24 protein-coding genes are annotated in these 24,559 nt (G+C 71.0%); 9 read left to right on the top strand and 15 right to left on the bottom strand.

The window, feature by feature from the left end:
* The first annotated feature begins 127 nt into the window (after positions 1-127).
* From ACQPZW_RS21880 to ACQPZW_RS21870, 3 genes are read left to right on the top strand one after another with little or no spacing between them, the layout of a single operon-like run.
* Positions 128-1,414, top strand: coding sequence for a hypothetical protein (locus ACQPZW_RS21880; RefSeq protein WP_433796781.1), 1,287 nt, complete (start codon positions 128-130; stop codon positions 1,412-1,414).
* On the top strand, positions 1,414-3,087 hold the full coding sequence (locus ACQPZW_RS21875; protein ID WP_433796780.1) for a CHAT domain-containing protein: 1,674 nt from the start codon (positions 1,414-1,416) through the stop codon (positions 3,085-3,087). Before ACQPZW_RS21880 ends, ACQPZW_RS21875 begins: the two co-directional genes overlap by 1 nt.
* A 20-nt stretch (positions 3,088-3,107) precedes the next feature.
* Positions 3,108-3,554 carry a hypothetical protein gene (locus ACQPZW_RS21870; protein WP_433796779.1) on the top strand — a complete coding sequence of 149 codons (447 nt, stop codon included), beginning with the start codon at positions 3,108-3,110 and terminating at the stop codon, positions 3,552-3,554.
* Between the two features lie 7 nt (positions 3,555-3,561).
* Here the strand turns inward: ACQPZW_RS21870 and ACQPZW_RS21865 are convergent, their stop codons facing one another.
* From ACQPZW_RS21865 to ACQPZW_RS21845, 5 genes are all read right to left on the bottom strand, one after another.
* Positions 3,562-4,116 (bottom strand): DUF2510 domain-containing protein, encoded by a 555-nt coding sequence (locus ACQPZW_RS21865; RefSeq protein WP_433796778.1) that lies wholly within the window; start codon positions 4,114-4,116, stop codon positions 3,562-3,564.
* Positions 4,109-4,882 (bottom strand): PP2C family serine/threonine-protein phosphatase, encoded by a 774-nt coding sequence (locus ACQPZW_RS21860; RefSeq protein ID WP_433796777.1) that lies wholly within the window; start codon positions 4,880-4,882, stop codon positions 4,109-4,111. The genes ACQPZW_RS21865 and ACQPZW_RS21860 overlap by 8 nt, the downstream gene beginning before the upstream one ends.
* Positions 4,882-5,571 (bottom strand): vWA domain-containing protein, encoded by a 690-nt coding sequence (locus ACQPZW_RS21855; RefSeq protein ID WP_433796776.1) that lies wholly within the window; start codon positions 5,569-5,571, stop codon positions 4,882-4,884. The genes ACQPZW_RS21860 and ACQPZW_RS21855 overlap by 1 nt, the downstream gene beginning before the upstream one ends.
* An 18-nt stretch (positions 5,572-5,589) precedes the next feature.
* Entirely contained in the window at positions 5,590-6,927 is a 1,338-nt protein-coding gene (locus tag ACQPZW_RS21850) for a hypothetical protein (RefSeq protein WP_433796775.1), read from the bottom strand.
* Between the two features lie 517 nt (positions 6,928-7,444).
* On the bottom strand, positions 7,445-10,159 hold the full coding sequence (locus tag ACQPZW_RS21845) for a hypothetical protein (protein WP_433796774.1): 2,715 nt from the start codon (positions 10,157-10,159) through the stop codon (positions 7,445-7,447).
* A 208-nt stretch (positions 10,160-10,367) separates the two neighbouring features.
* Between ACQPZW_RS21845 and ACQPZW_RS21840 the strand changes: the two genes are divergently transcribed.
* Positions 10,368-10,781, top strand: a complete 414-nt coding sequence (locus ACQPZW_RS21840; protein WP_433796773.1) for an ester cyclase — start codon at positions 10,368-10,370, stop codon at positions 10,779-10,781.
* 155 nt (positions 10,782-10,936) lie between these two features.
* Here ACQPZW_RS21840 and ACQPZW_RS21835 read toward each other — a convergent pair whose 3' ends face one another.
* From ACQPZW_RS21835 to ACQPZW_RS21825, 3 genes are all read right to left on the bottom strand, one after another.
* Entirely contained in the window at positions 10,937-11,497 is a 561-nt protein-coding gene (locus tag ACQPZW_RS21835; protein WP_433796772.1) for a hypothetical protein, read from the bottom strand.
* 104 nt (positions 11,498-11,601) lie between these two features.
* Positions 11,602-12,210 carry a response regulator transcription factor gene (locus ACQPZW_RS21830; RefSeq protein WP_433796771.1) on the bottom strand — a complete coding sequence of 203 codons (609 nt, stop codon included), beginning with the start codon at positions 12,208-12,210 and terminating at the stop codon, positions 11,602-11,604.
* Positions 12,211-12,334: 124 nt separating this feature from the next.
* The gene (locus ACQPZW_RS21825; RefSeq protein ID WP_433796770.1) at positions 12,335-12,904 is read right to left on the bottom strand and encodes a hypothetical protein; all 570 of its coding nucleotides are present in this window, start codon (positions 12,902-12,904) and stop codon (positions 12,335-12,337) included.
* Positions 12,905-12,953: 49 nt separating this feature from the next.
* Here ACQPZW_RS21825 and ACQPZW_RS21820 point away from each other — a divergent pair, with 49 nt between their 5' ends.
* Positions 12,954-13,304: a hypothetical protein gene (locus ACQPZW_RS21820; protein WP_433796769.1), complete on the top strand. Its 351-nt coding sequence runs from the start codon at positions 12,954-12,956 to the stop codon at positions 13,302-13,304.
* A 171-nt stretch (positions 13,305-13,475) separates the two neighbouring features.
* On the opposite strand, the gene ACQPZW_RS21815 is transcribed toward ACQPZW_RS21820, so the two are convergent.
* Both ACQPZW_RS21815 and ACQPZW_RS21810 read right to left on the bottom strand, forming a co-directional pair.
* Positions 13,476-14,303, bottom strand: coding sequence for a metallophosphoesterase family protein (locus ACQPZW_RS21815; protein WP_433796768.1), 828 nt, complete (start codon positions 14,301-14,303; stop codon positions 13,476-13,478).
* Positions 14,304-14,371: 68 nt separating this feature from the next.
* Complete coding sequence (locus tag ACQPZW_RS21810; protein WP_433796767.1) at positions 14,372-14,557, bottom strand: hypothetical protein; 186 nt, start codon at positions 14,555-14,557, stop codon at positions 14,372-14,374.
* 374 nt (positions 14,558-14,931) lie between these two features.
* Between ACQPZW_RS21810 and ACQPZW_RS21805 the strand changes: the two genes are divergently transcribed.
* The 4 genes from ACQPZW_RS21805 to ACQPZW_RS21790 all read left to right on the top strand — a co-directional run bounded on the left by ACQPZW_RS21805 (position 14,932) and on the right by ACQPZW_RS21790 (position 17,641).
* Positions 14,932-15,633, top strand: a complete 702-nt coding sequence (locus ACQPZW_RS21805) for a class I SAM-dependent methyltransferase (protein ID WP_433796766.1) — start codon at positions 14,932-14,934, stop codon at positions 15,631-15,633.
* Positions 15,630-15,983 carry a hypothetical protein gene (locus tag ACQPZW_RS21800; protein ID WP_433796765.1) on the top strand — a complete coding sequence of 118 codons (354 nt, stop codon included), beginning with the start codon at positions 15,630-15,632 and terminating at the stop codon, positions 15,981-15,983. Before ACQPZW_RS21805 ends, ACQPZW_RS21800 begins: the two co-directional genes overlap by 4 nt.
* Positions 15,983-16,783 (top strand): nitroreductase family protein, encoded by an 801-nt coding sequence (locus ACQPZW_RS21795; RefSeq protein ID WP_433796764.1) that lies wholly within the window; start codon positions 15,983-15,985, stop codon positions 16,781-16,783. The genes ACQPZW_RS21800 and ACQPZW_RS21795 overlap by 1 nt, the downstream gene beginning before the upstream one ends.
* Before the next feature lie 105 nt (positions 16,784-16,888).
* Positions 16,889-17,641, top strand: coding sequence for a FadR/GntR family transcriptional regulator (locus ACQPZW_RS21790; RefSeq protein ID WP_433796763.1), 753 nt, complete (start codon positions 16,889-16,891; stop codon positions 17,639-17,641).
* Positions 17,642-17,665: 24 nt separating this feature from the next.
* On the opposite strand, the gene ACQPZW_RS21785 is transcribed toward ACQPZW_RS21790, so the two are convergent.
* The 5 genes from ACQPZW_RS21785 to ACQPZW_RS21765 all read right to left on the bottom strand — a co-directional run bounded on the left by ACQPZW_RS21785 (position 17,666) and on the right by ACQPZW_RS21765 (position 24,523).
* On the bottom strand, positions 17,666-18,829 hold the full coding sequence (locus ACQPZW_RS21785; RefSeq protein WP_433796762.1) for a mandelate racemase/muconate lactonizing enzyme family protein: 1,164 nt from the start codon (positions 18,827-18,829) through the stop codon (positions 17,666-17,668).
* A gap of 28 nt (positions 18,830-18,857) precedes the next feature.
* Positions 18,858-19,739, bottom strand: a complete 882-nt coding sequence (locus ACQPZW_RS21780; protein WP_433796761.1) for a carbohydrate ABC transporter permease — start codon at positions 19,737-19,739, stop codon at positions 18,858-18,860.
* Between the two features lie 3 nt (positions 19,740-19,742).
* Positions 19,743-20,624 (bottom strand): carbohydrate ABC transporter permease, encoded by an 882-nt coding sequence (locus tag ACQPZW_RS21775; RefSeq protein ID WP_433796760.1) that lies wholly within the window; start codon positions 20,622-20,624, stop codon positions 19,743-19,745.
* Between the two features lie 5 nt (positions 20,625-20,629).
* Positions 20,630-21,517 (bottom strand): ABC transporter substrate-binding protein, encoded by an 888-nt coding sequence (locus ACQPZW_RS21770; protein WP_433796759.1) that lies wholly within the window; start codon positions 21,515-21,517, stop codon positions 20,630-20,632.
* A 633-nt stretch (positions 21,518-22,150) separates the two neighbouring features.
* Positions 22,151-24,523 (bottom strand): ricin-type beta-trefoil lectin domain protein, encoded by a 2,373-nt coding sequence (locus ACQPZW_RS21765; protein ID WP_433796758.1) that lies wholly within the window; start codon positions 24,521-24,523, stop codon positions 22,151-22,153.
* Positions 24,524-24,559 lie beyond the last annotated feature (36 nt).

Below are 24,559 nucleotides of genomic sequence, written 5' to 3'. Positions count from 1 at the left end.
GGACCCCCAAACCCCCGGGCGAACGACTCGCCACGGTTGATCGACCCCCGATGGGCGAGCTTTAACGATCCGGGATTACCCGTTCCGGGACTTGAGTACGGCGGCTCGGACCGTGACTCTGGGATCGATGAGATCTGTTCTGGCCAAGCGCGTGACGGCGCTCGCCGGTGCGCTCGTCCTGTTGTTCCTGGTTCTCACCGTGTGCATGCTGGGCCTCAACGGCGGTGACGTCGCGGGCGCCGCCTCGTTCGCCGGTGGGTTCGTGGCGTTCATCGCGGTCGGGGCCGCCCTGTCGCTGATCATCCTGCGGCGTACGACCTACCGCCGGCCGGCGCTGTGGCGGGCCTCGCTGGTGGCCGTCTGGTCGGTGGGGCTGGCCTTCGCCGTCGTCGCCATGCTCAGGGTCTGGCTCGGGCCGCCGGTGTGGGTGCTCGCGCTCTGTGGCGCCGTCGCGGTCATCGGTGGGGCGCTGGTGTACCGCCGTACCACGGCCCGGGAGCTGGAGGCCCTGCACTTCGGCGAGCAGATGATCGAGCCGTGGTCGACCAGGGAGGCGGTCGCCATGGTCGCGGTGGCCCGCCGCACCGTCGCCCGGGCCGACCCCACCGGCGACCGGAACGTGGTGGCCCGGCTCAACCTGGCCCGCGCGCTGATGTGGCTGTCGATGCTGGACAGGTCGGCGGGCACCATGGCCGAGGCCCGCCGGATCGTCGACGGGGTACTGGCCACGCCGCACGCGAGACCGCACGTGCTGCTCGGCGCCACGATGGATCTGATGAGCACGGTGGACAGCTACGCCAAGCTGACCGGGGACGGCTCCGACTACCCGACGGTGCTGCGGCTGTTCCGCGACGTGGCGGCGGGCAACGCCGACGCCCGGCCGAAGCTGTACGAGTACGAGGCCGACTACGCGTTCTTCCAGGCCGAGGAGGCACTGGCGACCGCGCGTGACGACGCCGATCGCCGGAGTGTGGTGGCACATCTGCAGCGGTCGGCGCAGGGCCTGCACGCCGCCGCGTCGGTGTCGACGGCACCCGTCTTCCGCCTGGTCGTACGGTCGAAGGCCGCCATGGTGGACGCGCTTCTGACCGACATCGATCAGGGGCTGCACGGCCGTGCCCCCGCGGCGCTCGCCCGTTTCGAGGAGTGCGAGCGAGTATGCCGGGAGGCCCTGCGCGAGATCCCCGGCCGAGACCAGAACCGCATCTTCGCCGGCGCCGGCCTCATCGCCTGTCAGCTGACGACCGCCCGGTGGCAGATGGCGGGCGGGCCGGCCGAGCGGCGGGCGGCGGGCACACGGCTGGACGAGGCGGAACGGTTGTGCCGCCGTCTGCTGCGCCGCCGGACCGACATGCGCCCGGCGCTCATGCAGCGGCTGACGGAGATCCTCGCGCTCCGGGCCGAGCTGGGCTGATGACGCCGTTCTGGAAGCGTGGACCGCGGACCCCGCTGGACGCCGCCCGGGCCGGGTACCGGCTGGCCCGCGAATACCGCAACACCGGCTGGGTGTCGGCGGCTGACGCGTGGTGTGCCGAGGCGGTCCGGGCCGGTGACGTGGCGCAGGCCGCGGACGCGTACTGGGAGCGGGTCATCGTCGCGCCGGTCGAGTCGGCCCGCCAGGTGCCGCTCGCGCGCCGTCTGGTACCCCTCTCCACCGGCCAGGACGTCGTTGCCGAGGCCGGTTACCGCCAGTTGCTTGCCGGGCACGTGGAGCGGGCCGTGCGGGTCCTGGAGCACGGCCGTGGCGTCCTGCTGCGGCGTGCGGTCGGCGCGATCACGCCGGCTCAGCGGTCGGCGCTGCTCAGTCGTGGCCGGCGTGATCTCCTCGACGAGTATCTGAGGGCGGTCGACGAGGTGGCGGGTCTGCTCCGCGATCAACATGCCCGACGGACGGCCGTGATTCCGGCGCTGTCGGTGGGCGGCACGCCGTACGCGCTGCGCGGCCTGGATCCGATGGTGGCCGCCCAGGAACGGGTGGAGGCCCGGGAGGCGGAGATCGCCCGGGTTCTCGGCGCCGGCCAGGGTCCGCCGGCGTACGCGGACATCCGGGCGGTCGCCGTCGACGGACCGCTGGTCTACGTGGCCGCCGCCACCGAGGGGTACGCGCTGGTGGTGCGACCGGGGGCGGCGCCGGAGCCGATCTCACTGCCCGCGCTCACGGCCGGGCGGGCCACCGGTCTCGTGGCCGATCTGCGCGACCCGGCCGCCGTCGGCGAGGTCCCGCAGCGGGCGGTCCGGTCCGCGGTCGACTGGCTCGCCGCGGTCCTCGGCGGGCTGCGCAGCGCCCTGCGGGACGAACCGGCCGTCACCCTCGTGCCGGTCGGCGTCCTCGGGCTGTTGCCGCTGCACGCGGTCTTCGCCCAGGGCGTGCGCTACGCCCCGAGCGCACGGGCGCTGCCCCCGCACGCCGACCCGGTGCGGCCGGGGGCGACCGTCCTGACCGTCTCCGCCGAGGACCCCTGGACTCCCGACGGGCGACAGCCGCCGCCGGCCATGCGCCTGGCCGCGGCACAGACGGCCCGGCTGACCCGGTTGTACGGCCATCGGCTCAGGCGCCTGGAACAGGCGCGGGCCGATCAGGTGGTCGGGGGTCTGGGCACCGCCGACGTCTGCCATTTCATCTGCCACGGCGAGGCCGACCAGCATCACGGCCTGGACAACCGCCTGCTGCTCGCCGACCGCCATCTGACCCTGGCGGAGATCCTCGCCCGTGAGCCGCTGCGGCAGCGACTGGTGGTGCTGGGCGCCTGCGAGTCGGGGGTGCCCGACCCGCGGCTGCCGGACGAGACGGTCAGTTTCTCCGGCGCGCTGATGCAGGCCGGCGTGGAGGCGGTGGTGGCCGCGCTGTGGCGGGTCGACGAGGTGGCGGCGGCGCTGGTCCTGCAACGGTTCCACGAGGGTGTGGCCGCCGGATGGCTGCCGGTGCAGGCGATGGCCGAGGCCCAGCGGTGGCTGCGCTCGGCGACCCGCGGCGAGATCAAGGCCCGGTATCCGGACCTGTATCGCAACCGGTTCGCCTCGGACCCGACCGTGATCCCGTACGCCGAGCCCGTGCACTGGGCGGCGTTCACCTACTACGGAGCCTGACCCTCCACGACAGGAGCACCATGACCCGCCCGATCGTGCATCTGGACACCAGCAGCCTCACCGACGAGCAGTTCGCCGTCGTGTCGGAGCTGCTCGACGCGCTCGGGGTCGAGGGTGAGGAGCTGTCTCCGCACCTCGGCATCCCCGACGAGCTGGGCCAGCTGCTGGTGTTCAGCACCGACAGCCTCGGCGTGCTCTGGGACGCGATGCTGGCCACCGCGGGCGGCGCGGCGGCGGTCAAGCTGACCGAGCTGTTGCGCCGGCTGCCGCGGCGCCGGAACGCCCGGGGTGAGCAGGGGCGGGTGGTGAGCGTGCGCGACGATCAGGTCGCGTTCGTGGTGTCCGACGCGGCCCTCGCCGACGAGGCCGCGATGACCGCCATGCGGCACGTCGACACGGCCGCGCTGCAACCCGGGACGGTGCTGGTGTGGGACCCGGCCGCACGCCGGTGGCGCGGCCGGGAGTGAGCGCCGGTCAGAACGGGTCGACGGCCTGGACGTTGCCGTTGGCGACCTGGTCGGTCCAGCGGGTCCCGTCCCAGTACCGGCTCATGTAGCGGCCGGTGGGGTCGTGCTGCCACGACGCGGGCGGCATGCCGCGCTGCTGCGGGACCTGCCCCGGCGCCGGGCCGGACGCGGGCACGTGTGCGGCGTACTGCTGACGGGGGACCTGGGTGGTCTGCGGCCCGCCGCTGAAGGTCGGCCGCCGGCCGGTGTTGCGGCTGTTCCAGAAGTGGAAGATGCCGGTCCACGTGCCGAGCAGGACGTAGAAGCCGACCCAGGAGATCGCCTTCATCACCATCAGGAACAGCCAGAGGACCAGCGGCAGCCGGAACCACCAGACGGCGCCGTCGTCGGGCGGGTCCATGAACGCCGGAGCGCTCAGGGCGACACCGAACGCCAGCCCGACGATCCACACGAGCAGTCCGGCCAGGAAGGCGCCGCCGTCTCCGGAGAACAGTGAGAAGCCGAATATCAGGCTGACCGAGCCGACCCACATGGTGGCGACCCACAGCAGGAACTTACGCATGGCCGGGTCCTTCCGGTACGCGTACCGCGATCAGCAGGCTCTTGTCGTCGCCGCTCTGGTCGGGCATGTCGGTGAGGAAACGCTCGATCGCGGCCTCGTCGGCGGCCGGGTCGCGCGCGTACTTGCACGTGTCGGTGAAGAAGTCGGCGTACGGCGTACTGGCGGCGAGATCTTCGAGGATCTGCAGCCGCAACCCGTCGGTGGACAGCACCAGGTCGGTGAGCCCGTCGATCGGTTCGACGTGCAGCCGCACCGCGTCGGTGTATCCGGAGGCGGTGAGGAACGTCGTCGCGTTGGCGTACTCGTGCCGCGGCGGCGGCTGCACCGTGCGGTAGCCGTCGGCGTCACCGGCGACCGCCAGCGCGTCGCCGATCTGTGCCAGTCCCATGAATCGGCCGGTCAGCAGCGCCACGGCCAGGGTCGTGGCGTAGTCGTCGAGCGTCGCGCCGGACTCCTCGGCCGTGTGTTCGAGCCGCTCCCGGGCGCCGGCGAGGGCCTCGCGCAGCCACGCGGTCACCGGGGCCGGGTCGTCGCCGGTGGCGAGCTCGGGGTCGGTGGTGGCGTCGAGCAGGTCGAGGACGGCGTCGACTGCGGCTCGCGAGCCGATCTCCGACCGGGGGCGCGAGCCGGCGCCGTCGGCGATCGCCAGGCAGATCATCCCCGGTCCGGCCCGCCAGCCGGAGGCGTCCTGGCAGGGCGCCCCGGTGAGGCGGTGGGAGCCGCCGGTGACCGAGGCGGCGAGCACCTTCCATTCCGCGGCGGGCATCAGACCTGTGCCCAGCCCTGTGGTGACGGCAGCGGGATCTGCTCGGTCGAGCCGGCCGAGTCGCTCGACCCGAACGCGTTCGACGCGGAGGCGGCCGACAGGGAGGCCGAGAGCCACTGGAAGAACTCGCGGAAGCTCAGACCCTCCAGCATCACCGGCGTCCGCTCGCCGGACACCCGCCGGAGCCGGTCGACGTTGACGTACGGCCCGACGCCGATCGGGAAGACCGCCACCCCCTTGGCCGCCTCGACCTGGCGTACGTGCTCGGCGGCGGAGGCGAAGACCGGCTCGTCGGTGGGCTCGCCGTCGGTCAGCAGGAACAGCCACGGCCGGTAGTACTCCAGACCGGCCTGCCGGTAGGCCTGCTTCTGGTGTTGCAACTGTTCGAGGCCGAGGTTGAGCGCGGCGCCCATCGGCGTGTCGCCGGCCGCCATCAGCGTGCGTGGTTGCAGGTCGCGGCCCTCGGTGAAGGGGATCTCCACGCGGGCGCCGCCGCCGAAGGAGATCACCGTTATCTCGGCGCGTTTCTGGGCCAGCTCGTCTTTCTTGATCTCGTCACAGAAGAGTTCCAGCCCCTGATTGAGCGCGTTGATCGGTCCGCCGGCCATCGATGCCGAAGTGTCCAGCAACAGGGCGCAGGCGATACGCGGATCAGGATTGTCTTCCTTGAGGCGGGGACGGAAGTCCACTGATGTCTCCGTTCATGGTCAATTGTTTGCGGTCATCGCCGGAACGAGGGAACGAGGCGCGGATCTGGCGGTGTCACCCGAGCTCAGAAGGTTTCCGCAGAGGCACAGCATCAGCAGCAGGCCGACCGCGGAGAGCGCCACGATCCAGGCGAGGCGCTTGCTCTGCTCGGAGCCCGGCACCAGGCCCTGGCTCTGCGGCGCGGAGAAGGAGGAGGGGTACGCGGAGGGACGGCCCACCGGCCCGGGATCACGGTGACCGGTCGCCGAGGGAGCCGGTGCGGGCGCCCAGATCCCGGCGCCCGCCTGTGCCGGGGGCGCGTTGCGGGCGGCCTGCGAGCGGGCGGCACGGTCGCACCACGGGCAGGCCCTCAGCCCCGCGGCGAAGACGTGCTGTGGTGTGGCCGGGCAGCCGCGGGTGTCGGCGGCGAGGCGGCGCAGCGCCTGCTCCCATTCGGCGGCGGTGGGCCGGGCGTCGGGCTGCCGGGCGCCGTGCTCGAACGCCCGGCGGAACAGGTCCATGATCTCGCGCGGGAGCAGCCACTCGGCGACCGCGTGCGGCCGGGGCTGCAGCGGGCCGCCACCGTGCGCCCACACTCCGCGGCTCGCGAGGGCCGTGCTCGCCGGTTTGTCGCCGGGTCCGCTCCAGATGCCGCGGAACGGGTGCTCCCCGCCCATGAGCAGCTGGTAGATGTGGATGGCGAGCGCGAACAGGTCGCTGGAGGGCTGCCGGACGGTCCGCGACCAGTCGGCGCCGAGCAGCTCGGGGGCGGTGTACTCGGGCCGGCCGACCCGGCAGAGGAAGAGCTCTCCGGTGGCCGGGTCGGCCACCTGCATCGAGTCGCAGTCGAGCAGGGTGACGAGCGTGGTCCGGGAGATCCGGATGTTGCGCTCGTTGAAGTCGCCGATCACCGTGCCGGCGTCGTGCAGGGTGGCGGTGGCGCGGGCCAGGTTCGCGGCCGACGCGACGCGGTGTCCCCAGGTGAACGCGGTGATCCAGCCCTCGGCGGCGGTGCGCGGGCGCTCCGACGGGTTCGCGAGCCGGTGCAGCTCGACGGTCGCCGACACGTCGATGAGCGGCATCAGGAACCCGGTGAACACCCGGCGGTCCCGGGCCACCTCGATCGGCCAGGACAGGGTCAGGTGCCCGGAGGCGTCCTTGCCGCTGTGCGCCGGCCGGTGCCGGGTCATGGCCATGAGGCGCCGCTCCAGCGTCGGGTCCTTACGGATCTCCTCCGGGAAATAGCGTTTGAGAACGAATCCGGGAGGGTCGGCGAGGAGGAGGACCTCGCCCTGCCCGCCCTTGGCCAACTCATGACCGATTCGGATCGGCCGCCCCGAGTCAGTCGCCAGGGTCATGGTATTCGATCAGCGTGAAAGCGGATCCCGTAAAGGAGCTCACGGCGATTGAGGTTGCCATCCACGGTGATGCCCGGCAACCCATCGGTTGGTCACGAATACGTCGCTTCCGGGCCGTTCCCGGTCCCCAAAAGAAGTCGACGCGGCAAACGAAAGTCCCGTCCGTTTCGGACACTGGGATGAATTGATCTAGGAAATGACGGCGGCCATTCGATCATTCCGCTGGCGATTCATGATCGCTGATGGCCGTGGCTCCCGGCGCCGGGCGGGCCCCGGCGGTGACGGCGCCGACCGGGTGGATCTTCCCTCCCGCCCCGGCCGGCGCCGTCATCGCTTCGCGCCCCGGCAGGTTCGGCCGCAGCCGGGCCTGCCGGGGCCGCGGTAGTCACGGCGGACACCCCTGTGGGCGTCTTACCGCGGACGGATCAAGCAACCAACCGGAACCGCCGCTGCCGCGACCTGCACAGCTGATCACGCCGGCCGTTCACCGTCACGTCACTCCGCGGAAGTCGGGACTTTAGGCCCCACTCCTTCGAGGAGACAGGGGTACGGTCACCGGCCGCCCCAGGACGGCGGGGGCGATGGTGATCCGGTCGACGTCCGGGGCGTACGCCAGCGGGTTGCCGAAGACCAGCGAGCCGCCGGAGGTCGTCAGCGTGATCGGGATGGTCTTCTCCAGGAAGCTGTTCCAGGCGTAGGTGTAGCGGAAGTAGCCGTACGCGCTGCCGCCTCCGGTCTCGGTCACCTCCAGGCGGCGGTCGATCACCTGCGGGTTGTAGTCGTGCCGGCCACCGAGCTCGGCGTTGGCGTAGCCGATGGCGATGTCGTACGCCCCGGGCCGGTCGAAGCCGGGCCGCCGGGCGATCTCGAAGGTGTTGCCGGCGCCGAGGCCGACGTACCCGATCGACCTGCCGCCGGAGGCGTTGCTGCCGGACGTGTCCGGATGCGAGGTGATCGCGACGGCGCCGTGCCGGACGGTGTCCTCGGCCTCGATCGTGACGGCGGCCGTGTCGGCGTGCGCGACCCGGGTGGTGGTCAGCTGCTGGAGCAGGATGCCCTTCCTGGAGCGGATCTCGATCTCGTTGATGCCCTGGCTCAGGTGCAGGCGTACGGTCGAACGCCACCCACCCGCACGTGACGCCGACACGGCGGCGACCGAGCGCCCGTTGACGGTGACGTCGACATCGGTGCGGCCGGCGGAGCGGTAGTCGAGGCCGAGGTCGTGATAGCCGGTCTCCCACGCGTGGACGTACGCGTCGGCGCGCTGCCGTTCGCCGCGGATCGTGGCGTGGCCGCGCGCCCCGGCGATGTCGTAGGTGACGTGGGCGCCACCGAAGTAGCGCAGGGCCGGGGCCGGGTAGGCGGTGGGCTCGCCGTCGGTGACGTCGGTGAGCAGGAACTTGTCCAGGGTGATGTCGGAGTTCGGGAGCACGGTGGAGCCGTCGAGGCCGGCGCGCAGCGACAGGGAGTGGGTGCCGGCGGTCAGCGGGATCGTCACCTCGGAGCTGCCGCGGTACTGCCACCGTTGGACCGCGGTGAGAGCCAGGTCGGCGGTGTACTGCACGATCACCGGGTTCGCGCCGTCGACGAAGAGCGCGTGCCGGCCGGGTACGCCGGGTGCGCCGCCGATCACCTGGAACCGGTAGCTGCCGGTGCGGGGCACGGTGACCGTCCAGTCGGCCCTGGAGGTGGGCCGGTTGAACGAGCCGACGTCGCGGCTGCCGGAGGCGAGGAACTTCCAGCCGCCGCCGGACAGCGGGTCCTGGTCGTAGACGGTCGCCGCGGTGAGGCTGGTGTCCTCGGCCTCGACGGAGGTGCTCCAGACGGCGCCCGCCACCGGGGTGCGGTCCTGCTCGGGGGTGATGAGGACCTGGTAGGCGGCGTACCGGTCGTAGGTGGGCACGTCCAGGTCGATCGTGCCGCGGTCGAGGCGTACGCCGTCGAGGACCTTCACGACCCGCGGGGTGCCGGCGACACCCTCGGCGCCGGCCAGGGTGATCTCGCGGACCTCGACGTCGACGCGCTTGCCGAAGACGTTCCGGTCGAGGCCGGACAGCCGCAGCGAGACCGGCTTGGCGCCGCCGCCGTACAGGACGGTGGCCCGCCTGTTGAGCCTGTCGACGGAGGCGATGCCCTGGAGCGTGTCGACGGTGTTCAGGGCCGGCGGGGTGACGGCCACGGTGCGGCTGCCGGCGAGGTCGCCATACCACTTGAACATCCACCAGCCGGCGTTGGCGGCGTTGGCACGAGCGCTGTTGTCGCTGAGGTTGCCGGCGTACGCCCAGTACGCGGTCTGCCCGTCGATCTTCAGGTCTTCCATGATGGACAGCCACTGGACCAGCTGGCCCGGGGTGCCCATGTCACGCAGCATGCCCCACTCGGTGATGTTGACGTGGATCGGAGACAGCCCCAGCCGCTTCTCCAGAGCCCGGTAGTCGGTGTAGTGCGAGCGGAAGGTACGCAGGTTGTCGATGCCGAGCTCGTGCCAGATGAACACGTCCGGCAGGACACCGTTCGCGTCGGCGTAGGTCAGGAAGTCGGCGGAGCGCTCGGGCTGCCAGCGGGTGTCGCCGGGGCCGCCGATCCGGGCGTGGCCGAGGCCGTGCCGGGCGTACACCTGCTGGATCTTGTCGTGGGTGGCCTTCCAGTCGGCCAGGAACGTGTCCTTCAGCCGGCCCCAGTCGGCGTACCAGTTGCCGCCGTCGGGCTCGTTGAACGGGATGAAGACGTAGTCGGTCGGGCGCGACGACGTGGTGGCGACGGCCTCGGTCACGAACTCGACGACCTCGAGGTAGTCCCAGATCCCGTTCGGCGTGCTGGTGTAGGTGCCGTCGGCCTGGTTGTAGGTACGGGTGTCCCCGGGGCGCACGCCACCGTGGTAGGACCAGTCCGGGTAGTAGTCCTGGACGTAGATGTACATGTCCCTGCCGTGCTTGCGGAAGAAGCCGTCCTCCACCTTGATCGCGTCGCCGCTGGGGTGCTGGGTGCCGTACGGCGCCTTCTGCGAGGTGTTGGTGATGTGGGCGCCGTCGATCAGAGCCTGGGTGGGCGCGCCGTCGTCGCCGAAGCCGTACAGCGTGCCGGTGGCGCCGCCGCGGAACTCGCCGGTGCCGCGGCTGAAGTCGACGCTCAACACGTCGGCCGCCGGATCCGCGGCCGCGACGGCCGCCGGGGCGGACAGGACGCCGGCCGCGAGCGTGACGCCCGCCGTCAGCCTGGCAAGTCTGTTCAACTGGCTCTCCCTGGGAGTCGGTGCGGGACCGGGGAGGCGCAGAGGCAGCGATCCATGTGACCGGTCACCAGCGAAGTTGAGTGTGACCGGTCACATGAACCGCCGGAAGACCGCGTTACGAATTCGTTACGAGTAGGTGACCACCCTCGCCAGTAGAACTTTTTGCAATGCAGTCGTATTGTGAACGAACCTACGGAGGGAAGCGGTCATGATCTCTGTCGACGAGAACGTGGCGGTCGTACGCACGGCTTTCGAGAAGCTGCAGGCCGGTGACCTGGACGCCTGCGCCGAACGGCTCACCGAGGACTTCATCGTCAACCTGCCCGGGCTGCCGGAGCCGCTGCACGGGCGGGAGATCTGGAGGTATGGCGTGCAGGCCATGCGCGACGGCTTTCCCGACCTGCGCATCGTCGTCGAGGACATCTTCGGCGCCGGCGACCGGGTCGCGGTCCGCCTGAGCTTCAGCGGCACCCACACCGCGACGTTCCAGGACGTGCCCGCCACCCACCGGCAGGTCACCTTCACCAGCATCGACATCTACCGCGTCGAGGGCGACCGGATCGCCGAGGAGTGGGTCTCCCCCGACATGGCCACCCTGATGCGGCAGATCACCGAGCCGTGACCGGTAATGACGGCGGCCCCGCCGCCGGCGCCGGCCACGACGCGGCCCTCGGGAGGGTCCACCAGACAGCAGGCGGTGGTGTCCATCCGGGGGACCGTACAACGGCAGGTGGCCGCACCCGGGCAGGGGTGCGGCCACCTGGATCGGGGGGCCGGTCAGGACTGGTTCAGCAGCGCCAGCAGGAAGTTCAGCAGCGCCGCCAGGGCGCCCGCGCTCGGCAGCGGGTCGAGCAGGCCGGCGATCGCGCACAGCAGGTTGCCGAGCAGGTTGCCCGGGGTCGAGACCGCGTTGATCGTCAGGTGGACCTGGTTCAGGTCGACGACCAGGCCCAGCAGGTCCAGATGCAGCGGGCCGAGCGTGAGATCCAGGATGCGGCAGGTCGCCGCGGCGATCGCCGCGGGTGCGGTGACGGACTGGTCGACGGTGCCGACCGTGCCGCCCGCCGCGTCGGTGAGTGTGCCGGTCAGGGTGCCGGTGGCCACCAGGGCGCCGTTCTGGTCGGCGAAGCTCGTGGGGGTGAAGGTTCCGGCGAAGGTGCCGGCACCGCCGGCCGCGTCGGTGAAACCGCCGGTCATCGGGACGCCGGGGACGGCGACGGCCGGGGCGGCCGCCTGACGTTGCGGGGCGGCCGCGGCCGCGCCGGCGCCCGTGGTGGCCAGTCCCAACGCCACGAGCAGCATGGTGACGATCATCGAGAGCCGTTGCCGGTGTGTCATGGTCTCTCCTCGTTCCGCTTCTGCGATGTGGTTACCTCGACAAGCCTCGATGCCGGGCGGGCCCGGTCCCAGTGAGTTGTGTCATCGGCTGGAGGTGACACGAGTCATGTCAGCCAGCCCGCGCTCTCGGCGACGCGGACGGCCTCCAGCCGGTTGCGGGCGCCGGTCTTGCGCAGGATCACCGACATGTAGTTGCGGACGGTTCCCGCGGTCAGGTGCAGCCTGGCGGCCACCTCCGTCGACGGCATCCCGGAACCGGCGACCCGCAGCACGTCGGCCTCCCGGGCCGACAGCGGGCTCGGCCGGGCGGCGACCATGGCCACGGCCAGGCGGGCGTCGATGACACGCTCGCCCCGCGCGATCCTGCGCACGGCGCTCACCAGCTCGTACGGCGCGGCCTCGGTGCCGATCACGCCGCGCAGGTGGACGTCCAGTGTCCCGTGGAGCCTCGCCGGGGCGTCCGGACCGGCCAGCACCAGCGTGGCGCAGTGCGGCTGCTCCAGGCTGAACCGGGCGAACACGGCCTGGCCCTCTCCCGCCAGCAGTCCGATGTCGATGATCGCCACGTCCGGGCGCACCGCGCGGGCCATGGCGGGCGCCTCGGCGAGACGGCCGAGGTCGGCGACCACGTCGAGGTCCTCTTCCAGGGACAACGTCGCGGCCAGGGCGCCGCGTAGCAGGTTCATGGGCTCGACGAGCAGGATGCGGATCACGGAGGCCTCCCAGCCAGGATCGATCTCAGCGGTGGGAATGCCGGCGACGGGTCTCAGCCGGGCCGGCGGACGGCACGGCGCGGGGTGGGATTCACCGGCGCCGGCCCGATTCCGGACCGCGTGATCAGCTGGGAGGGCCGCTGTACCGGACGGAACGCCCGGTGACGCTCACGTCCGTGAGCGAGATGACGATGGCGGTCGGCGGCACCGGCCACCAGGAGGCGGGAACGGTGCTCGTCGTCGGCGCGTTGCCGCCGCCGGTGTCGCGTGGTTGCCCGGCGCCCGCGGACTGCCCGCCGGGGCCGGGAGGTGCCGCCGGCCGCCCGGGGAGCGTGACGGCCCGGTCTTTCCGCGCCGGCGCAGCCGTCGGTTGCGCGCCGTCCAGCGGCGCAAGGTGCGTCCGGTCCCTCGGGGGTACGCCCGGACGAGCGCTCGCCCACGACGGCGGGACGGGCGTCGCCTCCGGTGCCACGACGTGCTGTGCGGACGGAGCGTTCACGCCGCCCGGGACACGAAGGCCGGGCAGACCGCCGTCGTCCGGCATCGTCGCGACGACGGCACCGGGTCCACTGGTGAAGCCGCTCGGCAGCGCGGGCAGGACCACCGGCGCCGCCCGCCCGGCCAGGTGACGCGTCAGCGCCTCGACCGCGTCCGGCAGCGGAGCGGGCAGAAGCCGGCCCGTGAGGGCGGACACCGATGCCGTCTCGGCCGCCCGAGGCAGGCTTCCCCGCACGTCGGCCCTCATGACCGCCGCCGTGGGGACCGGCGCTTCTCGCCGCTCCGGCAGGGCAGCAGCAGGCATTCGCCCGGCCCGGTCCGGAAGCCCGACCGTCGGCTTCACCGACTTCGCGCTCACCGAACCCCGCTGCTTCGGCTTGGCGACCGAGGGCTTCGACCTAACGACCGAGGGCTTCGGCCTGGCGACGGAAGGTGTGGGCTTCGCGGCCGAGGGCTTTGCGGCCGAAGGCTTCGCGGGAACGGCCTTGCGCTCGGTGAGCTGCTTCGGAACGGGGCGGGCGGGGACGGTCCCGGTGGTGGACTTCGCGGCCGGGCGGAGCGGGTCCGGCAGGACGCCGTCGGCTCGGGCGGCGTGATCGAAGGCGATCAGGGCGAGGTACGCCACCACGGCGAACCCGAGGATGAGCAGGAGGTGACCGACGCGCCGGTGTGCACGCACGATCCACCTCCCGTCCGCCAAAGCAGTCCATCGATGCTCATACCCATCGACGGGCGGCCGACACCGAACGCGTGGCCGTACCCCCGTTTCAGCCGAGGATCCGGCGCAGGCGCCCCGGCGGGGTGTCGCGCCGCCGCCACTCCCGGGGGTAGCCGACCGACACCTCCTCGAAGCGCACCCCGTCGTAGTGGGTGGTCCGTGGGATGTGCAGGTGCCCGTAGACCGACACGGCCGCCCGGTACCGGACGTGCCAGTCGGCGGTCAGCTCGGTGCCGCACCACTGGGCGAACTCGGGATACCACAGGACCCGGGTCGGCTCGCGCACCATCGGCCAGTGGTTGATCAGCACGGTCGGCAGGTCGGCCGGAATCTCGTCGAGCCGCTTCCCGGTCTGCGCCACCCGCGCCCAGCACCACTGTTCCCGGTTCGGATACGGGTCCGGGTGCAGCAGGAACTCGTCGGAGCAGACCACGCCGGTCTGGTAGGCGTACGCCAGCGACTGTTCTTTCGTGGAGTGCTCCGGCATCCGGAACGAGTAGTCGTAGAGCAGGAACAGCGGCGCCACCACGGCCGGCCCGTCGGCGCCGTTCCACACCGGATACTCGTCCTCCGGCGTCGCCACGCCCAGGTCCCGGCACGCCTCGACGAGCCGCCGGTAGCGTTCCTCGCCGCGCTCGGTCACCGGATCCTCCCGGGGCGTCCACAGCTCGTGGTTGCCCGGCGACCAGATCACCTTGGCGAATCGGCCCGCGAGCAGGCGCAGCGCCCACACCACGTCGGCGAACATCTCCCCCACGTCACCGGCGACGATCAGCCAGTCACCGTCGGCGTCCGGGCGAAGGCTCTCGACGATCTCACGATTCTCCTGGTAGGCGACGTGCAGGTCACTGATCGCGAACAGCGTCGGTGCGGGCATCCGATCAGGCTAGCCACTGCCGCGGGGCGTACCGAGACGGCGTCGACCCGGACGGTGCCGGTCGGGCGTCATCGTCCCGGCCCGCGGAGGATCACCTGCAGCTCGGCGGCGAAACTCTGCAGGGAGTCCAGGGTGGCAGCGGCGGCGTCGTGGCGTTCCCCCGGCCGGATCGGGCGCGACGAGGTGAGATCGCGGCGCAGGGCCTGGACCTCCGAGAGGTGGGTGTCGATCAGCTGCAGGACATCGGCGTGCATGGGGCGTACCTCGTGCTTCTTCTTGTTGTTCGCCGTCGCGGGGCGTCACGCATCGCATGCGTTCGCGGACCGGTCGCGACCGTCGAGAGCCTAGGGCAGCCGGGTGAACAACCCGCCGGTCAGCGGCCGCGCGGGCGGGCCTGAGGGTCCGAAACCGCTTCCACATCCGCTTCCTGCCTCGGAGAACGCGCCGCCGGAAGTGACGTGGAGATGTCGGTCACCCGAACACTGGGCGGCCTTCGTCGATCGACCGGTTAGGGCATTGATCAATGCGGGTATGCCGTCGCCAACGGTTCACCGTCGGATTGCCGGAACGAAGGAACCACCGACATGGTCACGGTCACCAGCGGCGCCGGTCACGGGCGGGCGGCGGTATGAGCCACGCGGGGTTCGCCCGGCGCGACACCGAGTCGCAGGAGCTCATGGACGCCGCCGACTGTGACCCGGACCGGCTGGAACGCACCTACCGGCAGTTCCGGGTCGTCAACGGGCTCGTCTCGGGCTGGCGCCGTGTCTACCGGCGGTGGATCCGGCCACGCCTGGACGCCCACCGGCCCACCACGTTGCTGGACATCGGGTTCGGCGGCGGCGACATCTCCCGGGCCCTCGCCGGATGGGCCACTCGCGACGGGCTGCTGCTGGACGTGACGGCGATCGACCCGGACGAGCGCGCGCTGCGCCATGTGCGTGGGCTGCCGGCCGCCGGGGTCCGCTTCGAGCGGGCGACGAGCGCCGACCTGGTCGCGCGTGGTGAGCGGTACGACGTGGTGGTCTCCAACCATCTGCTTCACCACCTCGACACCGATGCGCTCGCCGCCCTGCTGGCGGACAGTCGGGCGCTGTCGCGGGGGCTCGTCGTCCACAACGACCTGTCCCGGGGACGTCTGGGCTACGGCCTCTATGCGGTGGCCACGCTGCCGTTCGCCCGCCGGTCCTTCATCCACCAGGACGGGCTGCTCTCGATCCGCCGCAGTTACCGGAGTCCGGAGCTGCGGGCGGCCGTGCCCGCGGGATGGCGGGTCAGGCCGATGTTCCCGCATCGCCTGCTGCTCACCCACGAAGGGGAGCACCGATGAGCGCCGGTCGCCGGAAAGCGCGATGGGCCGTCCCTCTCGTGACCGCCGCAGCGGTGAGCTATGCGGGCAACGCCGCCTTCGGCGCGGCCGTCGCCGCGGGCGTCATCGACAACGCGCGCATCCGCTGGGTTCATCACGCCCTGTACGTGATGACCTCATCACTGACCACGCTGGCGCTCGGGGCCTGCGCGGTCGAGCGCCGCACCGCCGGTCTCGCACTGCTGCCGGCGGCCGTCCCTCTCGCGGCGCTGCCCTACGCCGGCGGACGGCTTCCCCGGCATGCCACCGTCGCCGGTTCGGCCGCGCCGGCGTACGTCATCGCCCTGGTTCTGGCTTGGAGGAGTCGCTGATGGAGTTTCTCGATGTGGTGCGCCGCCGTAAGACCACCAACGGCGCGTTCCTGCCCGATCCGGTCTCCGAAGAGCACCAGCGGCTCCTGATGGAGGTCGCGGGACGCGCCCCGTCGCAGCTGAACAGCCAGCCGTGGCGGTTCGTGATCGTGGAGGAGCGCCCGACGATCGAGGCCATCGCCCGGATCAGCGGGGAGAGCATGACCGAGGCGATGTCCAACGGCACCTTCTTCGAGCGGTACAAGCCGTACTTCCGTTTCAGCAGGGAGGAGATGGAACGCCGTCGCGACGGGATGCTGTTCGACCGTCTGCCCGCGCCGCTGCGCCCGTTCACCGGTCAGGTGTTCACCGCCCGCGGTCAGAAGCTGATGAACGCCATGCGCGTGCCGCAGAGCCTCGGGCAGGAGAACCGCAAGCTGGTCGCCGGCTCCCCGCTGCTGCTGGGCGTGATGCTCGACCGGTCCGAGTACCGGCCGGGAGAGCTGTCGTCGTTCTACTCGGTGTTCAGCATGGGCGCGGCGATGGAGAACGTCTGGCTCACCACGGTCGAGCTCGGGATGGGCATCCAGTTCATCTCCTTCCCGATGGAGGTTCCGGGGCGCTGGGAGGAGATCACCCGGCTGCTGCGGGTGCCTGACGAGCTGGAGCTGATGGCCGTCTACCGCCTCGGCTACCTGCCGGTGGATCAGCGGCGGCCGCCCATCGACTGGACCAGCGAGCAGCGCAGGCTGCCCTCGCAGTACGTCTTCCGCGGCACGTGCGACACCCCGCAGCAGGGTTGGGACCAGCCGGGAGCATGACCGCCGGCCGCCTGGGCCGGGCGTCGTCCGTCACCGCGTTCAGCGAGTGACCGGCAGCAGCGGACGACCGGGGGCGGCCGGGGGCGGCTGAGTAAGGTACCAGCCATGACGGCCTATCCCGACGCGTTCAAGCTGCCTCCCCGCCGCCGTGCCGAGCGGTTGAGTGTGGCCGTCGTGACCGAACTGGTCGAGCTGATCGTCACCGGGCAGCTGGCCGAGGGGACGCTGCTGCCGCCCGAGGGACCGCTCAGCGAGCACTTCGGGGTCAGCCGCACCGTCATCCGCGAGTCGGCCAAGCGACTCGAGGAGAAGGGCCTGGTGGTCATCAGCCAGGGCCGGGGCACGCAGGTGGCGCAGTCCGGGTCGTGGAACATGCTGGACCCGGTCGTGCTGTCGGCACTCATCGACAACGACGAGTCGCTGGGTGTGCTGGACGAGTTGACGGTGGTGCGGGGCAGCCTCGAGGCGGCGATGGCCGGTGCGGTCGCGGCGCACCGTACCGCGGAGGAGCTGACCCGCATCGAGCACGCGTTGCAGGTCATGCGCGAGATGCAGAACGAGAGCGACTCGTTCCGCCAGGCGGACGTGGTCTTCCACCTCACGATCATGGAGCTGGCACGGGTCCGCCTGGCCGAGAACATCACCAAGCGCCTCTATCGCCGGGCGCTGGAGAGCAACAGGTATCACGGGATGATGTACGAGGGAGCGTTCGGCTCCACCCTCGACCAGCACGCCGTGGTCGTCGACGCCATCGCCCGCCAGGACGTGCCCGCCGCGGAGCAGGCCATGCGCGAGCACATCATCGGTTCCTGGCAGCAGCGCCGCTTCGAGCCGTCGGGGCACGACGCGCAGAGTTAGCCGGCGGACGCCCCGGTGCGGACGTCAGGACAGTTCGACGCGCTCCCGGGCGGCGTCGGGGACCAGGCGCAGGCCGGCGCGGTGCGGGCGGACGTGCGGCCCGGCGATCCGGCCCGCCGTGTCGGCGAGCTGGGCGGCGACGATGCGGTCCTCGTCGACCTGGATGCCGATTCCCGGCTCGTCGCCCAACACGATGCCGCCGTCGTCGTACTCCTGATCGACTCGCAGGCCGATCGGCGCGGTGAGGCCCTGCACCTCGAAAGCCAGATGATTGGGTACGGCCGCGGCGGCGTGCGCGACCGGGTTGGTGTGGTAGGCCACCGGGCTCACCGGCAGGTCACGGCTGTGTGCCACGGCGGCCACCCGGAGGAAGTGGGTGATGCCCCAGACGTTGCCGACCTGCACGACGTCGACCGCGTCGGCGTCCAGCAGCGGCCGGTACTGCTCGAGACCGGTGAGGTTCTCGCCGGTCGCGACGGCGGCCCGGATTCCGCGGCGCACCGAGACCAGCCCGGCGGCGTCCCAGCGGCGCACCGGTTCCTCGATCCAGGTGAGGTCGATCGTGCGTTCCAGGGCGGTGACGTAACGTACCGCCTGCGACCGGTTCCAGGACTCGTTGGCATCGAACATGAGGGCCGGGCGGGCCGAGTTGCGTCCCAGCACGTCACGAAGGATTCGCAGGCGGCGGATGTCGTCCTCGAGACGCCGGCCGCCCTTGAGCTTTCCGGAGCTGAAGCCCCGATCGGCGAACTCGGTGTAGAGCCCGGCGAGCCGGTCGTCGTCGAGGGCGATGTCGAGGCCGGAGGCGTAGCCGGGTACGAATCGGTCGAGGGCGCCGAGCGTACGCCAGAGGGGCTCGCCGGCGGCTTTGGCCTTGAGGTCCCAGAGGGCCGTGTCGATGGCGCCGATCGCGCCGAAGGTCGCGCCGGCGTGCCCGGTCTTGAAGACCCACGCGAGCATCCGGTCGTACAGCGCCGTCACGCTGCGCGGGTCCTGTCCCTCGACGGCGCCGAAGACCTGTTCGACGTGTGCGTGCGGACCGAGCCCGATTCCCTCCACACCCGCGTCGGTCTCCAGGATCAGGACATCGACCGGGGTACGGGGACGCGCCATGACCCCGTTGGCGTCGCCGATCAGCCGTCCCCACTCGTGCTCGGTCGTCACGCTGCGGTATCCGGTGACTTTCACCCTCGCTCCTTCGCTGCCGGTGGTCGGGTCATTCCTTCGTGCCGCCCGCCGTCAGCCCGGCGACCAGGAACCGCTGTGCGAAGAGGAAGACGATCAACACCGGCAGCACCGAGATCACCGTGGCGAGCGCGAGCGTGGGCAGTTGCACCGACTGCGTCGCGGCGGAGCTGGGATTGAACGCCGGGGTGGAGGCGAGCAGGGAGGTGAGCCCCACCTGGATCGGGTAGCCCTCACTGGACGGCAACATCACGAAGGGCAGGAAGAAGTTGTTCCAGCTCTGCACGAAGCTGAAGAAGGCGACCAGGGCGACGATCGGGGCGGCCAGTGGCAGGGCCACGCGGGTGAAGACCTGGAGCTCCGAGCATCCGTCGATGCGGGCCGCGGCGAGCAGGTCCCGCGGGATGCTGGTGGAGAAGTAGATGTAGGTCAGGTACATCCCGAAGGGGAAGGACGACATCGGCAGGATCACCGCGAGCGGGTTGCCGATCAGGCCCACCGCGTTCAGCTCCAGGAAGATGGGCAGCACCAGGGCGGTGTTCGGGATGAGCATGACGATCAGCGTCAGGATCAGCAGGGCGCGGCGGAACCGGAAGCGTGTCAGGGCCACCGCGTAGCCGGCCGGGATACCGGTGACCAGGGTGATCAGCAGCGCGCCGACGGCGTACAGGGCGGAGTTGGCGACCCAGGTCGTGACCGCGCCGTCCTGGAAGGCGAACAGCTGCTCCCAGTTGGCCGCCAGGTCGCTCAGCCGGCCCGGGGCGAACGGGTCGCTCACGATCAGGCCGCGTGCCGTCTTCGTCGTCGCGAGCAGCAGCCAGAGAATCGGGACCAGGAAGAACAGCACGAAGACGCCGAGGACGGCACTGGCCATCACGCGACCCGTGCGGCCACCGGTTGTCGCTGTCGTCACGTGTCAGTCCGTCTCGAACAGGTCGCCGCGCAGGACGAACACCGCTGACAGCGTGACGGCGACGAGCAGCAGCAACAGCGAGACGGCCGCCGCGCCGTTGAAGTCGTTCTGCTGGAACGCGTACTGGTAGGCGAGCTGGTTCAGCGAGTAGTCGTTGGGCACGACCGCGTTGCTGGCCTGGGAGAGCAGTTGCGGCTCGACGAAGAGCTGGGTGCCGGCGGCGAGCGACATGACGCCCATGTAGGAGATCCACTTGCGCAGCATCGGCAGCTGGATGCGCCACGCGATCTGCGTCGCGCCGGCGCCGTCGATGCTCGCCGCCTCGATGATCTCGGCGCTGATGTTGTTGAGGGCGCCGTACATGATGACGATCCAGCCGCCGGCGCCGGTCCAGAAGGCGATGACGGCGAAGATCAGGGGCAGGTGGCCGGGAACGACGACCTGGAGGAAGCTCGACAGGCCGAGCAGTCGCAGCAGGCCGCCGACGGGACTGGCGGTCGGGTCGAGCAGGAAGAGCCAGAGCAGCACGCTCGACGCCCCGGCCAGTGCTCCGGGCAGGTAGAAGACCAGTCGCAGGGTGCTGCTCAGCCAGCGCAGCCGGACGGCGTGCACGACGATCGCGAGGACCGTGACGAGGACGACCAGCGCCACGAGCCAGATCACCAGGAAGGACGCGACGTGGCCGACCGCGGGCAGGAACCGGAAGTCGTCGACGACCTTGGTGAAGTTGGCCGTCCCGGCGAAGCCGCCGTACTCGTCGGTGAAGGCGAGGTAGACCGCGTACAGGGCGGGCAGCACACCGAACGCGATGGTCAGGGCGGTGTAGAGGGCGACGAAGGCGTAGCTGGTGGCGTTGCGGGCGCGTGGCCGGGTGGTCGGTGTCACCGCGGTCAGTCGACCGTGTAGCCGTCGACCCGGGCCTGGTTCCTGATCGCCGTCTCCCAGGTGGGAAGCAGGTCGACCAGGCTCTTGCCCTCGGCGATGGCCGGGGTCATGGTCTTGGCCCAGATGGCCTCCTGGCTGAACAGCCCGGAGCCCCACCCGTCCCAGATCTGCGTGCCGGCGGTGATGATCGGCTGCAGCCCGGTGGCGTAGTAGCCGCTCGACTCCTGCTTCTTGATCCACTTGTCGGCGGCCGCGGCGAAGGCGGGGTAACCGGGTGCCACGTTCACCTGGTAGTCGTCGGCGGTGGTGACGAACTCGGCGAACCGGGACGCGGCCTTGAGGTTCTTCGAGTGGCTGCTGATGAACCAGGTCCCGCCGCCGACGTTGCCGGTCACCGCGGACTCGCCCTGCCACGCGGGCGGAGCCGCGACGCCGAGCCGGCCCTTGGGCACGTCCAGCGACTGCGGGTTGTTGAAGATGGCGCCGGCGTACCAGGCCGGTCCCGGCATGACGAGGACCTTGCCGGAGTACTGCTTGACGAACTCGGGTGTGAAGACGCTGATGGCGGGGGTGGTGCCGTTCTTGATGAGGGTGTCGAGCATGGCGGCGGCGCGCCGGCACTCGGGTGTGCCGGTCCGGACCGTGACGGATCGGGGGCCGGTGATGTCGTTGGCCCGGCACCTGCTGCCCCAGAAGTACGTCTCCGGGGTCCAGGCGTCGCCGACCGTGCCGACGATGTAGCCCGGGTGCTCGCGGGCCACCCGCTCGCCGAGCTCCTGGTATTGCTCCCACGTCGTCGGCACCGTGTAGCCGAACTCGTCGAGCAGGCTCTTGTCGTGCCAGAGCACCACCTGGGCGAGGTCGTTGCGCAGGCAGTGGACCTTTCCGTCCACGGTGCAGGGGTCAGCGAGCCGGGTGTGAATCCGTCGAGGGTGGCGCGGGGCACCAGCCCGTCGCTGAGCACGGCCGCGAACGCCTGTTTGCCCGCGGACTTCTGGCCGGCCCAGGCCGCGTCGTTGTTCTGGGTCGAGAAGACCACGTCGGGCCACCCCTCGCCGGCCCGGTCGAACAGTTGCATCTTCGTGCGGAAGGAGTTGGAGCCGTTCGCTGAGCCGTCGTAGGTGACGACCTTGACCGGCACGTCGGGGTTGGCCTTCTTGAAGGCGTCGGCCGCACCCGTACGGTCGGCGTCCACCCAGACGGTGATCTCGGCCTTCTCGTCCTGTGCGACCTGCGGGAAGCCGTAGGAGCCGGTCGAGGCGCCTCCCTCTCCCCCGCCGCAGGCGGTCAGAGCCAGGACGACGCCCAGCGCGCCGATGATGCGGGAAGCTCGCGTGATTGCACCCATGTCGAGGTCCTTTGCCGAGGCGCCTGTGCGGACGGGCCATTCATCGATTCACATCTAAGAGGATACGTATCATGTTTGCAAGCAGGTGAGCCTGGATCGGGGAAGGGACCGGACGCTCCCCGTCTGAACGTCCGGCCCCACCCCACCGCACCGCCCGGAGGCGGTCGTCGTCACGGCGTCAGGACCTCGTCCACTGCTGGTTGGTGCCGCCGTGGCACGCCCAGAGATTGATCCTGGTCCCGGCCGCGGTCCCGTTGCCGACGGCATCCAGGCACAGGCCCGACTGGACGCCCGTGATGGTGCCGTTGGAGTTGAGGGTCCACTGCTGGTTGGCCTGTCCGCCGCAGTCCCAGACGATCACCGCGGTGCCGTTCACGGTGCCCTGGCCGGACGCGTCGAGGCACTTGTCGCCGCTCAGCCGCAGTTGCCTGCCGGAGGTGTAGGTCCATCGCTGGCCGGCTCCGCTGCCGCAGTCACCCAGTTGTGCCTGGGCTCCGTTGGTGGCGGAGGCGACCTCGACGCAGCGGCCGGACTGGACACCCACCAGCCGCACGGCCTGGTCGCTCCCGGTGGGCTGCGGTCCGGCCGCCGCCATCACGGCCTGGGCGCCGGACGGCCAGTTGCCGTTGCCCACCGTCACGTTGCCCGACACGACGTTGCCCCGGTCGCCGTTGGTGACGTTGGTGCTGCCGTTGGTCGACCAGTTGCCGGTGACGGTGAAGTTGCCCATGTTCTCGGCGTACCAGTAGTTGGCCGTGGCCCAGGTGCCGGTGGACGAGAAGACGTTGTTGCGGGCGGTGTAGTAGCGCGACCCCTCGTCGAAGTAGAGCCCGAACCCGTTGCTGCGCAGGCAGTAGTTGTCGCTGATGAGCGCGCCCGGGTTGGCCGACAGGGTGTAGATGCATCCGCCGTCGGTCATCTGCTGCATGACGTCGTGCACGTAGTTGCCGGTGAGCTGGTTGCCGGACGCGGTGGTGGCCGTGGAGTAGCGCGGCTGGTAGTTGTACAGCCCCCGGTCGGCGTAGTGGTTGCTGCCCCCGGCGTCGTTGGAACCCCAGCCGTAGCCGATCGACATCCCGGTGTACGGCAGGTTGTAGACCTCGTTGTGCGACACGGAGGAGTTGGTGACGTAGGTGGTCAGCACCGACACGATGCCGCGGTGCTCCAGGCCCAGGTCGTGCAGGCGGTTGTTGCTGATCGTGATGTTCCGGTTGACCATGCGCGCATCACCCGGGTGGTGGGCGTCGGCTCGAACCCCACCGACGACGATGCCGCCGGCCACGTCACGGGCGATCTCCGACCGGGTCACCGTGACGTTGTTCGCGCCCAGCCCGACACCGCTGCCGTGGGCGTTGGCGTCGTTGCCGATACCGATCGCGGTCTGTCCCAGGTTGACGAACTGCGAGTCGCTGAAGACGACGTCGGTGGCCGCGGAGACCTGCACGGCGGCGGGCGACTGCAGCCAGTGAGGCCGGGTCGCCTCGAACTGGGGGCAGCCCTGGTGACAGGAGTCGAAACCGGGCCGGCTCCAGTCGCCGGTGATGTAGGCGCCGGTCTGCTGGTCGGCGTACCCCTGGTTGCTGCTCGGTCCGAGCCAGCTCGTGCCGGTGAAGGTGATGCCGCTGAAGGTCATGTGGTGCGCCGGCGCGTCGTAGGTGCCACCGACCTGGACCAGCGACTGCAGCCTGGGCAACTCCACCGCGGTGGCGGCCATGTTCTGCCCGGCGAGCGGGATGTACGACAACGCGCCGGTCGACGGGTCGAGATACCACTCTCCCGGGGCGTCGAGGAACTCGTACGCGTTGGTGAGGAAGAGCGGGCCGGCCCGATGCGGCCGGGCGAACGTGTCGAACCCGAAGTTGTTGTTGCCCCATCCCGGCTGCTGCATGGTGATCTGGTTGCCGCTGATCCGCTGCACCGACACGTACCGGTCGGTGAACGATCCCACGCTCTCCAACTGGATCCGGCTCTGGCCGCCCAGGTTGTTGAGATAGGACAACGCGCCGTTGGTGAACCGCAGGCCGGTGCTGTCCGCGGTGAAGTCCGCCCGGTTGACCTGGGTGCGGGCCCGGGTGGCGACCGCACCGTTGACGTAGAGCTGCCGGCTGTCGATGCCGGCGCCGGCATCGGCCCGCCAGATGTTGCGGCCGGCGTCGACCAGCGACCATCCGGTCACCGCCCGGGCGCCGCTGATCACGGGCCGGGCCGACGGCGCCGCCTGCCACACCACGCGGTAGCCGTTGACGCCGGAGTCCGCGGCCGTCAGCCGTAACGGTGCGGACTGCCGGTAGACCCCGTCGGCCAACTGGACGACGATGTCGCCGGACATCGACGGGATCAGCGATCGCACCGCCGTCTGCGCGGCGCTCAGCGAGCAGGGCTGGGCGGCGGTGCACGCGGTCCCGGTTCCGGACGGCGCGGCGTAGACGGTGACGCCGGCGGCCAGCGCGGGCGAGGCGCCGATCACGACGCCGGCGGAGACGGTGGTCAGGGCCGCTGCCGCGGCGACGACCCATCTTCTTCTGGGAATCGGAGATGACGGTACGAACACCGGGGTCCCCTGTCTGGCGAGAAGGACGAAATGGGG

The organism is Actinoplanes sp. CA-252034, assembly GCF_050956125.1.
Lineage (GTDB): Bacteria > Actinomycetota > Actinomycetes > Mycobacteriales > Micromonosporaceae > Actinoplanes.
The sequence above is the reverse complement of the archived record's forward strand: the minus strand, read 5'-3'. Positions and strand labels throughout refer to the sequence as shown.